General features: G+C 38.9%; 9 protein-coding genes and 2 pseudogenes. All 11 read right to left on the bottom strand.

Annotated elements, in window-relative coordinates:
* Positions 1–24 precede the first annotated feature (24 nt).
* A complete protein-coding gene (locus J2S23_RS03325; protein WP_307121339.1) occupies positions 25–1500 on the bottom strand; it encodes a sulfatase in 1476 nt (491 codons plus the stop codon).
* Between the two features lie 31 nt (positions 1501–1531).
* Complete coding sequence (locus tag J2S23_RS03320) at positions 1532–3466, bottom strand: beta-glucoside-specific PTS transporter subunit IIABC (RefSeq protein WP_307121338.1); 1935 nt, start codon at positions 3464–3466, stop codon at positions 1532–1534.
* A gap of 26 nt (positions 3467–3492) precedes the next feature.
* Positions 3493–4920: a PTS transporter subunit EIIC gene (locus tag J2S23_RS03315; protein WP_307121337.1), complete on the bottom strand. Its 1428-nt coding sequence runs from the start codon at positions 4918–4920 to the stop codon at positions 3493–3495.
* Between the two features lie 47 nt (positions 4921–4967).
* Positions 4968–5789 (bottom strand): PRD domain-containing protein, encoded by an 822-nt coding sequence (locus J2S23_RS03310; RefSeq protein WP_307121336.1) that lies wholly within the window; start codon positions 5787–5789, stop codon positions 4968–4970.
* A gap of 269 nt (positions 5790–6058) precedes the next feature.
* Entirely contained in the window at positions 6059–6877 is an 819-nt protein-coding gene (locus tag J2S23_RS03305; RefSeq protein WP_307121335.1) for a glycosyltransferase family 8 protein, read from the bottom strand.
* A 133-nt stretch (positions 6878–7010) separates the two neighbouring features.
* On the bottom strand, positions 7011–7928 hold the full coding sequence (locus tag J2S23_RS03300) for a diacylglycerol/lipid kinase family protein (RefSeq protein ID WP_307121334.1): 918 nt from the start codon (positions 7926–7928) through the stop codon (positions 7011–7013).
* Positions 7929–8141: 213 nt separating this feature from the next.
* Positions 8142–9578: pseudogene (locus tag J2S23_RS03295) on the bottom strand (IS1182 family transposase); the annotation flags it as partial.
* Positions 9579–9664: 86 nt separating this feature from the next.
* Entirely contained in the window at positions 9665–11257 is a 1593-nt protein-coding gene (gene cshA / locus J2S23_RS03290; protein ID WP_307121333.1) for a degradosome RNA helicase CshA, read from the bottom strand.
* Positions 11258–11415: 158 nt separating this feature from the next.
* Entirely contained in the window at positions 11416–12309 is an 894-nt protein-coding gene (locus J2S23_RS03285; protein WP_307121434.1) for a DUF4097 family beta strand repeat-containing protein, read from the bottom strand.
* A 33-nt stretch (positions 12310–12342) separates the two neighbouring features.
* Positions 12343–12525, bottom strand: a pseudogene (locus J2S23_RS03280) (DUF1700 domain-containing protein); the annotation flags it as partial.
* On the bottom strand, positions 12522–12839 hold the full coding sequence (locus tag J2S23_RS03275) for a PadR family transcriptional regulator (protein ID WP_307121332.1): 318 nt from the start codon (positions 12837–12839) through the stop codon (positions 12522–12524). The gene J2S23_RS03275 and the pseudogene J2S23_RS03280, both read right to left, overlap by 4 nt.
* Positions 12840–13133 lie beyond the last annotated feature (294 nt).

Below are 13133 nucleotides of genomic sequence, written 5' to 3'. Positions count from 1 at the left end.
TACTTAATTGAAGAATAAATTCTTTTATAAATAATCAACTAACCCCAACCTTACAAACTCGCTCTCTGGTGCTTCGATATTTTTCATAATTTTCACCAGTTTTTGAATCATTTTTTCTTCTAATTTGATATCATCTAATGGCGCTGTTTGAGAGGGATCATTTTCCATATCAAACAAGAGATTGCCAACAGAGTAGGAGTCAATGTAGTTAGGAACTTCAAGTTCTGTGTAAGGGTAATGGTTGGTAAAACGTGTCCCTTTTTTTAACACCATTTCATCTAATGCTGTTTTCGGAAGGAAACCTCGCATCAATGTATAGGTAGTCGTTTGAATTTTCAAGGGACCATTACTCTTATCTTGGGAAGCTCTCATATAGATGTGCTTCCCATCATATATACTAACATGACCGCCATTTGTTCCAAAAATAACGGTATCATGAATCTCTGAATCGTCATCAAGGATTTTTAACAAGGACTGTCCATCCATATCTAAATGGTTATCTATGTTGAAATAATCTAATAATGTTGCTGGAATATCAATAGTTTGGGCTAACTCTGAAACTCTTTGATCCTTTTTACCTCCTGGATAACTGATAAAGAATGGCAGATGGATCACTTCATCATACATTGGAGGAATATTTTTTCCTAACCAGCCATGCTCACCTAGAAGTAACCCATGGTCGGTATTGACAATTAATAAGGTATCCTCCCAAAGATTATGTTGATCAAAAAAATCTAGAATGCGACCTAAATGGAAGTCACACATCGTTATGAGAGAGGCATATTCATTCTGCAACTCCTTCAAGTCCTCAGCGTTAACATCATCGGTTACTCGACCATATTTAGGCCAGAAATAAGGAGATTTTGAAACTGTGTCCTGGTACTTCTCTCTGTATTTTTCTGGAACATAGAATGGTTCATGAGGATCAAAACATTCAATTTGAAGAAACCAATCATCTAGACCATGATATTCTTTTAAAAAGTCTAAACCTGCATCAATAGTTTTGACACTAGATAATTCTTCTTCTGTTTCTTGTCTGGTCCGGTTGGCAAAATGCTGAACAACCGAAAGTCCCTCCTTGTTTAATTTGTTATAGTCTGAGCCAATTTTTGCCCGTAATCTGGGAACCCATCTATCCCCCTCTTGACCTCGAAAACCTTCCCATGTTGAATAACGATTGTGATAGGTTGCTCCACCATCTTCGAAGTAGTGAGAGTGATCCGTAATCAAATGGCAATAGATTCCTTGCTTTTGAAGAACTTCAAAGACTGACTGATCAAAAACCTCCAGTGGACCCCACATTCTATGAAGGAAGTTATACCGTCCTGTATGCAATTCCCGTCTGGCAGGCATACAAGGCATGCTTCCTCCATAGAAGTTATCAAAGGTTACTGTTTGTTTTCTCAACCGTTCAAAATTAGGAGTATCTACCCAATCATTTCCGTAATTGGACAAGAAATCTTTGCCTAACGTATCAAACATTACCAAGACAGCTTTCATTTTAGTTCCTCCTTACTATTTATTACAATCATTATACTACAATGGACAGTATTTTATTTGGATTAACATCATCCGTTAGGGAAGGTTCAATCACTTCGAGATAATCGTTTGAATTAGTGATAACTATTGGAGTTGTCACAGAATATCCTTCTGCTTTAATCGCTTCAATATCAAACGTTAATAACACTTGGCCCTTAGTCACATAGTCGCCTTGGCTAACATGAGCTGTAAAATGTTTCCCAGCAAGATTAACAGTATCCATACCAACATGAATTAACATTTCTACACCATTATCATATTTTAAACCGATAGCATGGTTAGATGGTAATAGCGTTTCTACAGTACCATCATATAAAGTAATAATTTCACCTTTAGTTGGATTAACCGCAAATCCTTTTCCAAGTAATCCTTGAGCAAACACAGCATCTTCCACTTTATCTAAGGTTAAAATATCTCCTTCAATCGGTGATGATATGTCAATGAGGTTAATGAGATCTTTTTCGCTATTATTATTTTGTGTGTTGGATTCATTAGAATCATTTTTATTGGTAGTAGGTTCTATCGCATCGTAACTTGGGTCATAGGCAATTGTCATTGTTAGAATAAAGCTGAGAACAAATGCGACAGTAATCGCAATTACTACTGCCCAGAATTCCATAGTAATCCCTGTAGATGGGTTGATATAATTTGGGAGACCAAATATTCCCATCCCCCCCATTATATATCCTTTGCTTCCGAAAAAGCCCATAATGATACCAGCAACACCAGCAGAAAACAGAGTTGCAAAGAATGGTTTTTTCCGTGGTAATGTAATACCATAAAGAGATGGTTCAGAAATACCAAATAAACTTGAAATAAAAGCTGGAATACCTAATTCTCTTACTTTGGCATTTTTTGATCGGATAACAACAGCCAATACTGCACCAGCTGTTGCAAAAGGAGTTCCTAACATTAAAGTTAAAAGTGGATCATAACCAAGACTTGTTAAATTGTTAATTGCAATAGGCACTACTCCCCAATGTAATCCAAACATAACAAGAACTTGCCAAAGTCCTCCAATTACCAAACCTGATAATACTGGACTTAAATTATAAATCCATAAAATTCCAGCTCCTAAAATATTACTAATCCATGTTGCAACAGGTCCAATAATAAGATAGGCCAATGGTACCATTGAAAGCATAACCCCAAACGGAACAACAAAATTTCGAATGACACTTGGTACAATTTTAGTCAATGTTTTTTCGACTTTTGCACCAAAAAAAGTTGTAATAATAATAGGAATAACACTCTGACTATAAGACATTAATACGATTGGAATTCCTAAAAAAGTTGCATAAATTGGGGACTCAAAAATTGTTCCCGTAAATAATGTATACAAAGGTTCCGCAGCTTTTAAATTAGCAACATTTGGATATACAAGTGCTGCCCCTAAAGCCATCCCTACGAAAGGTTTTAAGCCAAATTTTTGTGCTGAAGTATAACCTAGAAAGATTGGAAAGAAATAAAAGAAACAGTCGCCAGCGGCTTGCAATAAGGCATAAGTTCCCGAAGTATTTGAATAAAGACCTAAGGTAACCATCAGTACATTAAGCCCTTTAATCATACCTGTAGCTGTCAATAAACTAAGTGTCGGTGTAAAAATACCTGAAATCAAGTCAATGAATTTATTTAATAACCCTTTGGGAGCCTCACTGTTAGACTCTGTACTATTTTCAGTGATTCCTGCAATTTGCAAAAATTCATCATAAACTTCAGGCACATGATTACCGATAACAACCTGGTATTGCCCGCCACTTTGGATGACGGTTACTACGCCATCTGTGTTTTTTAAGACCTCTGTGTTAGCCTTGGATTCGTCTTTGAGCTTAAAGCGCAAACGCGTGATACAATGGGTAAGCCCATTGATATTTTCTTTGCCACCAACATTTTCAAGGATGGTGCGATTGAGTGCTTCGTATTTCATGACTTGTTTTCTCCTTTTAAATGATCTTATTCAAACTTCTTATATTTACCAACTGCATATGTTAGTGCAAATGCTGCCGTTAAACCAACTGCATATGAAATTAAATACTGTAAATATTTACCATCAGCGACTAGTGGAATTGCTGACATTCCAGCTGCACCCATTGCAGAAAGTTTTACATCCAACAATCGAATCATCATACCACCAAAACCAGCTCCAATTGAAGCAGTAACAAATCCAAACCCCGATGGGATAACCAATCCATACATTGTAGGTTCTCCAACCGCTAAAAATGTTGCAGGTATGACACCTTTAGCAGTTTCTTTGATTTCAGTACGTTTTGTTAATAGATACAGTGCTAATCCAGAACCGACTAGACCTGCGTTGCTCATAATTTGAATGGCTGAAATCGGAGTACTGCCTGTTGAATTAATGAGTTCAATATTAATAGGATTTAATCCGTGATGAAGACCTGTTGAAATTAGTAATGGTGCCAGACTTGCTAGGACGAAACCACCTACAACCCCGGCAGTCTCAATGATAAAGAGAATTCCATTAGTTAAAAGATCTGTTAATAATCCGGCTATTGGCATAATGACTACAAAATAGATTATTGCTGTCAATAGCAAAGATAGGGTTGGTCTGATAACTACATCAATAACATCGGGAATCCACTTTTTCAACTGACGATCAATGATCGATAAAAGCCAAACACCTAAAATGACACCAAATAGACCTCCACGTCCAGGAGCTAAATTAATGAGGGATAAATTAGGGGACAATGTCATAGCTCCTACCAAACCACCCATAATCATATCTGTTTTAAATTCTTTGGCGGCTGTGATACCAGTGTAAATCGCTAAAAATCCAAATGCAGCATTCCCTAAAATTCCAAGAACAGTACTAACCTCAAATAAATTCCAATTTTGAAGCATCACCTGTGCTTGACTTAATGTTTCTGTACCAATAATTCCTTGAGATTTTGCGGCATCGGAAGCAAGATTTACTAAAACATTGTTGATACCTTGTAAAAAACCAGAAGCAATAATTGCTGGCAAAACTGGGACAAAGATATTAGATAGTGTTTTGAGAAAACCTTGATTTTTAGAACTTTCTACTAATTCTTCATTAACCACTTCTAATTGCAGTTCTTGATTTATTGCTTCCTGTAATTTTGTGCTTTTTCCAGGTCCTACAATAATTTGAAAAGATGAATCTTCAATAATTCCCAATACCCCTGGAAGTTGTTTAATCTCTTCTTTTTTGACCTTATCAATGTCTCTATAATTAATTCTGACTCGTGTCATACAATTAAAAACTTTTATAAAATTATCTCTACCGCCTGATAATACTATAATCCGGTTAGCCAAATCTTTGTAATCCATTTTATACTTCCTTTCTTTATTAAAAAATAAAACAGGCACAACTAAATAGACTTTTTGACGCTGTGTCAAAAAATGTTTTACTTAGTCATGCCTGCTTTACCAGTAACACCCTATTTTTATTTTTCAATGAGTTTTTGAATGTGGAGCGTCAGATAGAGTTGCTCATCATCATTCAATACGGCTTGTAGGTATTCACCTACGAGTTTTGTGGTTTCGTATGCTTTGGGATACCGTTTGACAACATCTTCAAGCAGAGGATTAGATTGGTCAAAATCTTTGATGGCATTGACCCGTTTGAAAAAGAATCGCAAATGCGTCACAAACCGATCAAAGGCTAAGCTTGTTTCATCAATCTCAATGCCATTATGCATCCGAATAAGAGCCATAATGTCCCGGATTTTTTTGGTGACACCTTGGACATCCATCATGCTACTACTTTGGTCATTAATTTGAGCGTTGATCAGGTGCATAGCAATATTTCCAGCTTCACTCTCTTCAACGTCTAAATCAAAGGTTTGTGAAATCAGGGAAATAGCACTTAAACCTACTTGATACTCTAGTGGGTAAAACTTTTTTATTTCCCAGGACAATGGATTACCGAGTTTCATCCCATCTTTGTAAAGTCTAACCAGATTATACAAGTGATCTGTAAGAGAAACATAGATGGTATTAGACAGGGCATATTTCAACTGACCTCTTGCTTGTTCAATGATGGTATTCGCCAGTGTGACATACTCTTCTGGAATGGATTCGATCAGTTGGCCATATTTTTCAATCGAAGAATCTGAGGTTGCAATAAACCGTCGTTCAATCTTAGATGGTTCAATTTCCTGGCCTTTCTTTTGATTAAACCCAATTCCTCCGCCAAATAAAATATACTCAATTCCATCTTCATCTGCTAACACAGAGTTGTTATTGAGAACTTTGACGATCTTCACTTGACACCCCCTTTGGCATAGAAAAAGCTGGCCATGACACACTTAAAAACACTGTTTTTAGGGTATCACGGTCCAGCCTGCATCATCAGTAACTGCCCTTATTTAATTTTATTCTATCATACCATTTTCATTTTGTAAAGGCTTTCTTGAAAGATTTTTTCGAGAACCCCAAGCATAGCCATTCAATAAAGGTCTCCTAACTCCCAATGTTCGATAGAGAGGTAATACTAAACCTGTGGCAAAAAGCGTAGCTAGCTTAGGAGTGTTCCCTAGACCTCCCCAGCCTTCCTAGCGACATACTTATAAAGGCCAGAGAAGCGTCCGCGGTAGTCTTTTTTCCAGGGTTTGTCTCGGCCACAAAAATGGAGGAAGACCGTGTGATTAATCACCCAATCAAGGTCCCATTCACGATTGCTACGCATGAGATAGACAAGACTGTATCGAGCATCGTAATTGAAGATCTCTTCTGGAATAAGAATGGTTTGGTGTCCATAAAGGCCATTGAGCACATCCTGATCGGGTAAAAAGAGAACCGTCCGATGCTTGTCGATGTAGTCAAAAATATCCTGAGCTCTAACCGATTGGCGAATGGCCTCAAGATTCATCAGGAGCACACCCGAATTGAAATAAGAAGTAGCTTCGATATTTCGCAAACGTTTTTTATTGATAAAATCCATCATGTCATTGTCCTCTATATGACTAGCAGCTGCATAGAGCATTCCTGTCATGTCCAACTGGTAAAGCGACATCATATCATTCAGGCAAAGGATATCTGCATCTAGGTAGAGGATCTTATCCAGATGATCGGGTAACATCTCATGCGCCAACAGCCGGTAATAAATGGTTTTAGGGTAACGATCTGTTGTCGGCGCGTTGGCGAATAAGGCATCCTCCACCACAATAGGGTGATAGCTGACGCCTAAAGCTTTACAATAAGCTGTTACGGCTTCTGATTGCTCCAGAACAGAGGGTTGGAGGACATAGATAGCCAGGTCTTTTTGACTACAGTTTTTGACGACAGAATACAGAGTGACTTTGAACTGGTCAACATAGCCATCGTCGATGGAAAACAATAAATTGACGGACATGTATTTCCTTTCTGATAAGGCTTTGGAATGAGACCGGCACTTCTACATGCTGATACCTTATGAAGACTTTAGTGTAGTGATGAGAAAAGTAGTTTTTGGGGTAAGATGTCCCAATCAAAAGTTTTTTGGAAAACTAAGATTCGTCTTTTGGTACCATGACTTTGATAGCACCTGGATGAACAGCTACATGAATGGGTAAATACTGGCTCTTATCCCCATCAACGCGCGTTCGCGCCTTTTGACTTTTTCGGTGTTTGTATTGACTGATGGAGAGCTCTGATGTTCGAAAATGTTGGACTTCTTGATGTTTGGCAAAATTTCCTTTGACAAAGCTAGGCAGGTAACGAAGTACTTGCCAAAAGCGAAAATCCGACAATAAATATACACTCATCAACCCATCATCTGGTCTGGCGCCCCGGTCAAAATGAACTTGTCCAGCTACGGAACCTGTCATGGTAATCAGTAAAAATTTAGTCTTGATTTGGCGCTCAGCATCATTGGTCACCAGATTGAGGTAGTAATTGCGATTGCGTCTAATAATTTTATAGGCATTTTTGAGAAAGGCTAGTGGCCCAAATTGTCTCTTCTCCTCTTGACTAACATCGACTGCAATGTCTGCTAAAATCCCCAGTGTTAGACTGGATACCATATAATCATCATTTACTTTGGCAAGATCTATCCGTCGCTCTTCACCTTCCACAAGGTTTCTCATAGCTTCTTGACGATTCAGGGGAAGATTCAGAGCTTTAGCAAAGTTATTAACCGTTCCCGATGGAATGATGCCAAGACAAGCACTAGCACCACCTTCATAAATACCTGCTGCAATTTTATTAATGGTGCCATCTCCTCCCATGGTAATAATCAGGTCGATGCCTGCCATGGTTGCATACTTGGCCATTTCAAAAGCATGCTGCCCTGACTCCGTCCCTATCAAGGAGATGTCTTCCGAAAGAAAGCCTTGGCTTAGAAGATAGGCGTTGAGCTCTGACACAAGCGATTGTTTGTCCCCTGATCCTGACTCTGGATTATACAAGACAGCTACGGTTTTCATGGAAGCACTCCTTTCTAAGGTGATATCAGACATTGATACTAGTGATTATAGCATATTTTCTGAGAATCGCCTGAATTTTAACAAAAAAGAGGAACCTGACGTGAGGCCACTGAAAAAATTACGCTAATTTATTTCAATTAAACAAAAAACGAGGAATCTCTCTGAAATATGAATAGATTCCTCGTTTTTTTGCTTATTTGGAGTTGATGAGGTCATTATTCTTTTCATATTAACCACAAATATGGTTGTGGCTGCTTGTAATTCCATGTTGAAAAGACATGATGCTCTAGCAACATCAAAGCCATGTTTTTGTTTGAGTTCCGCATTCTTTGCTTCGATTTTGTAACGATGCCGTGCCATTTCTCGAAAATGAGCTGTTTCCTGAAACCTCTTCTGGAAAAGATGGTTGTCACTCTTTATAGATATGGAGTAGGTTTTAGACTTAGCACCATCTTTATAACACCCTTCTTTGGAAGGACAAATCTTGCACTTTTCTATGTCAAAATAATGCGTAATAACTTGATTGGTCTTCTGATTTTTCTTACCCGTTCTTGCTTTGCGAACAGCCATGTGCCCTTCTGGACAAACCAATAGCCCTGCGTCTTTATTAAATTCAAACACATCCTCTTCTTTACGGTATCCTTTTGAAACAGACGGGCTAAGTTTTGAGACCAAATGAACCTTTTCTTTTCGAGCTAATTGAATATTCTCTTTTCCTGAATAAGCGGCATCACCAATAATAGTGTCTATTTCAACACCATTTTCCTTTGTTTTCTCATACAAAGCAGGAAGGTATTTCCCGTCACTTTGCTCACCTGAAGTCACTACACAGGCAGTGATAATCCGTTCATCCGTCATAGCGATATGGCTTTTATAACCATAGAAGGAGCTGTCCGCTGTCTTATGTCCAACTCTAGCTTCTTCTTTAACAGAAGCTTCCAAGTGTTCTAAGTCGTCATCAACAGCTTCTTTGAGGTAATTGAACTTTTGAGAAATAGCTGGCAGAGCCAAGATGTCTTCGTGTTTTTCTACCACAGCCATGAGCTCCTTGGTATAAGTCAATTCTGCTTCAAGAATATCTTCCTGAGGTTTATCTGGAAACTCCATTTTGATGTCTTCAGAATACTGGTAGATAGTTTTTCGTAAAGCTTTTGAGCGTTCTCTAAGGACTTCTTGAGGTTTTTTATGGTTGTAATGAGATTTAGTGTGAGTGGCATCCACAATGAGAATCTTACGCTTAATCAAGTTGTGTTCAATGGCAATTTGAACAGATTTATAAATCAATAAATCGAGTAGCTTCTCATCTTTTATCCGAAGCTTTCTAAATTTTGTCAGAGAAGAAGGTTCGATGACAGAATCCTCAGGAGCTAGACCAAGAAAAAATTTAAAGGCCATATCTGAAAAAGAGCGCTCAACCACATCCACATCAGACAACTTGTAAATATCTTTCAATAAGAGGTACTTGAACATCATAATAGGGGAATAGGCTTTGCGTCCAAAATCAAGACGATAATTCTTTTCCAATTCATCATAAATAAAGCTAAAATCACACAGTTCAGTTAGCTGACGTAAAAAATGAGTTTTGGGAACCACAATATCATACAAATTAGAATATGGACTGACATCTAATGTGAATTGATTATCAAGCATAGACTCACCTCATCTCTAGTATAGCAAAAAAGCCATCAAATTGATGACTTTTTCAGTGTCCTCCCTGACGTTCGCTCTTTTTCGGTTTATCTTTCACCCTTGTTACGAATCACAAAGCCTGTTGATTTTTCGCTTGAAGTGTTTAAAGGCTTTTTATGGTCCTTACGGTAACGTTTTTCTCTATCAAAGCGGCTATCTTTGCCTTTGAAGTCGCCTTTGCGGCCTCCGTCACGACGATCTCTGCGGTCACGACGATCTCCACGACGATTGCCATCGCGATTATCACGGCGACCACCTTTACCACGGCCACCGCCCTTGCCACCAAAGCCAGTGCCTGAAGGCTTAAATGGTAATGGTTTTTCACGCGCAATCTCAACTTTTGGCTGGTGTTCAGGGTCTTGAACTGTCAAGGTCAAGATATACATAGCCAATTCTTCAGGAGAGAATTCCGCTGCTAATTCACGGGCATCTTTACCAAACTTTTCAAAGTTGGCGCGAATGGATTCATCAGCGAAGTCGCGCTCGATGCGTTTGAGGGCAACTTTTTTCTTAGCATGAAAGGCTTCTTCTGCTGTCGCAGGCTTCATGCCCTTCATGCGTTTTTTAGTCAAGTTTTCAATGATAGACAGATAGCCCATCTCATTTGGTGACACGAAAGTGAAGGACTGACCAGACTTACCGGCACGGCCTGTACGGCCGATACGGTGAACATAACTTTCAGGATCCTGAGGGATGTCGTAGTTGTAGACATGGGTCACTCCTGAAATGTCCAAACCACGCGCCGCAACGTCTGTTGCTACTAAGATATCGATTCCACCCGTTTTAAAATCACGGAGAACACGGAGACGCTTGTTTTGATCCAAGTCCCCATGGATACCTTCTGCACGGAAACCGCGAAGTTTTAAACCACGCGTCAACTCATCCACACGACGCTTGGTCCGACCAAAGACGATCGACAATTCTGGCTGATCCACGTCCATCAAACGGGTCATGGTATCGAATTTCTCTTCCTCACGAACACGGAGGTAGTATTGGTCAACCAACTCAGTCGTCAATTCCTTAGCTGCGATTTTCACGTGCTCAGGTTGCTTCATGAACTTGACACCAATTTGCTTGATAGGGTCAGGCATGGTTGCAGAAAAGAGAAGGGTTTGGCGCTCAACTGGCGTGCGCTCAATAATGGCTTCAATGTCTTCGAGGAAGCCCATGTTCAGCATTTCATCTGCCTCATCCAAGATAAGGGTCTCAACCCCTTTAAGGTTTAAGGCTTTGCGTTTTAAAAGATCCAAGAGACGACCTGGTGTTCCAACAACGACATGGGCACCAGACTTGAGGGCCTTGATTTGCTTTTCAATGCTAGAGCCACCGTAGACAGAGCGGACTTTAACACCCTTAGCACGGCCAAAGCGGAACAATTCTTCCTGACTTTGCACGGCCAACTCACGGGTTGGAGCAATCACAAGGGCTTGGACCAAAGGATTTTCAGTATCAATTTTGTTTAAGGTTGGGAGACCAAAGGCTGCGGTCTTACCAGTACCTGTTTGGGCTTGGCCAATCACATCTTTACCTTCAAGGGCAAGTGGAATCGTTTGTTCCTGGATTGGTGATGGCTCTGTAAAGCCTGCTTTTTCGACTTCTGACAAGATGTTTTCTGCCAGATTAAGTTCTGTAAATTTCAATGTGTTCTTCTTTCTATTTGAAGACAAGGTCTTCATGCAAGACAGTGCGAAGCTGTCTTATAGGGCTTGTATTACGTTACAGAATTGCAACTTATCTATTATATCACAAAAACAGGCATAATGCCTGTTTGAGCTTTAGAAGTTTTCGAAAAGAACTTTTAACCTAGACTAATATCGCCACAGTTTGTCTGAAGGTACAACTGATCAGAGGGAGCACTAACACTATGCGTATATCTACCCTCAAACAATCTGTCTCCACTGTCTTGCAGTGAAACTTCAATCTCACCACTAAGTGTTTCTGCAGTAACTGACAAACGATGATAATGCTCTTCAAAACCTTTAATGGTAATATCGCCTGAACTTGTCTCAATCTTATTTAGGCCTTTATAGTGCATATCTAAGTCTATGTCACCTGAATTTGCAACCATTTCAACTTGAGAAATCTGTCCTCCTTTACACTCAATATCGCCTGAATTTGCAACAATCATACTTGAATTCGTCTGAGTATTAGTCACAATGATATCACCAGATGCTGTATTTAAATTGACATCTTCAAGATGAGAGGAGGTTAGTTCAATATCACCAGAGCCTGTATTCACCGTAGTCTGGTGAACCTTACTATCCACTACGTCAACATCCCCGCTACCGAGAGCTATGGAACAACCTAAAATTGTCAATTCCTTTAACTGAAAATCCCCACTGCCAAGATTCAGTGATAAATTGTTAAGGGAATAGTCTTTCGGTAAACTAATTATTAAGTTGTCTGTCTCTTGGAACTGTTTGCTAATGAAATGTCTAAATCCCATACCAATAGAATTGATTCTGTAATCTTTTTTTAGAGACTCTATATCAAGAACACCATTTTTAACACAATATCTAATTGAAGACTTCAATGTTGGATGAGAAAGGCCAAATGAATGATCTGTTGACGCTATAATAATAACATTTTCATAATCCAATTTGATGTTAATATGATTAAATTCAGGTAACCTTTCATATTGAGAGGTTTCTGAACGATTTTGGTCATCTGTTTCACTTTCTGAAGGATTCATTGGTTTATTTTGATTGTCAACTGTCACTTTGAAATGGCTCAAAATTTCTGCAGCTGCTTCTCTTGGTGTTCCCAGGCTGGCCATTAGTTCTGCCTCACCTTCAGCGCCAGCATCGTCAAATAATTCCGTAAAGTAAGCCATGCTATCTTCAAAATCAGCCTCTGGCAATCTTTTCAGATAGGTTGCTAACTCTGCTAAATAGGTTTCCCGCGTCATAGTCGTAATCTCCCTTCAATAATGTCAGATAAGGTGTCTGTGTGCTTTGCCCATTCTTGCTTAAGGTAGGCTAATTGCTCACGCCCCACTGTTGTCACAGCATAATATTTGCGTTGTCTGCCTTGATGTTCTTGTTTATAAGTCGTCACAAAGCCTGCTTGCTCCATTTTTTTCAAAATAGGATAAAGAGTGGATTCCTTGATATTAGCGACCAACTTTATCGTTTGGCTAATCTCATAGCCGTATGAATCCTGTCTTTCAATGATGGCTAAAACTAAAAACTCAATCAAGGTTGACGAAACTGGAAAGTGCATTTTCCGTCCTCCTTAGGTTAAAAATTTTTATATATAAATATTTTATATATAAATTTTATACCTATTGAATCTTACTGTCAAGCAAATATGTAAAAATTTTATATATTGTTAAAAGGGATCAAAAAACGAAAGTTCTAAAATGGAGTTAGCCACTTTCTAGTTGAGAAAAAAGTATACAAAAACACCTCAGAGAGATATAATGTAGTTCACCACAAACACACTAGAAAGGCTCCCTGAGATGCAACATCATTATACACTAAAAGGCAAGCACTTGACAATCACTGAGCGTTATTT

Source organism: Streptococcus moroccensis (assembly GCF_030812835.1).
GTDB lineage: Bacteria > Bacillota > Bacilli > Lactobacillales > Streptococcaceae > Streptococcus > Streptococcus moroccensis.
The sequence above is the reverse complement of the archived record's forward strand: the minus strand, read 5'-3'. Positions and strand labels throughout refer to the sequence as shown.

Excerpts from the sequence above, each read along its gene's own strand:
- J2S23_RS03320 (WP_307121338.1), bottom strand. The coding sequence starts at position 3,466 with ATGAAATACGAAGCACTCAATCGCACCATCCTTGAAAATGTTGGTGGC.
- J2S23_RS03285 (WP_307121434.1), bottom strand. The coding sequence starts at position 12,309 with ATGAATCCTTCAGAAAGTGAAACAGATGACCAAAATCGTTCAGAAACC.
- J2S23_RS03275 (WP_307121332.1), bottom strand. The coding sequence starts at position 12,839 with ATGCACTTTCCAGTTTCGTCAACCTTGATTGAGTTTTTAGTTTTAGCC.
- J2S23_RS03300 (WP_307121334.1), bottom strand. The coding sequence starts at position 7,928 with ATGAAAACCGTAGCTGTCTTGTATAATCCAGAGTCAGGATCAGGGGAC.
- J2S23_RS03325 (WP_307121339.1), bottom strand. The coding sequence starts at position 1,500 with ATGAAAGCTGTCTTGGTAATGTTTGATACGTTAGGCAAAGATTTCTTG.
- J2S23_RS03305 (WP_307121335.1), bottom strand. The coding sequence starts at position 6,877 with ATGTCCGTCAATTTATTGTTTTCCATCGACGATGGCTATGTTGACCAG.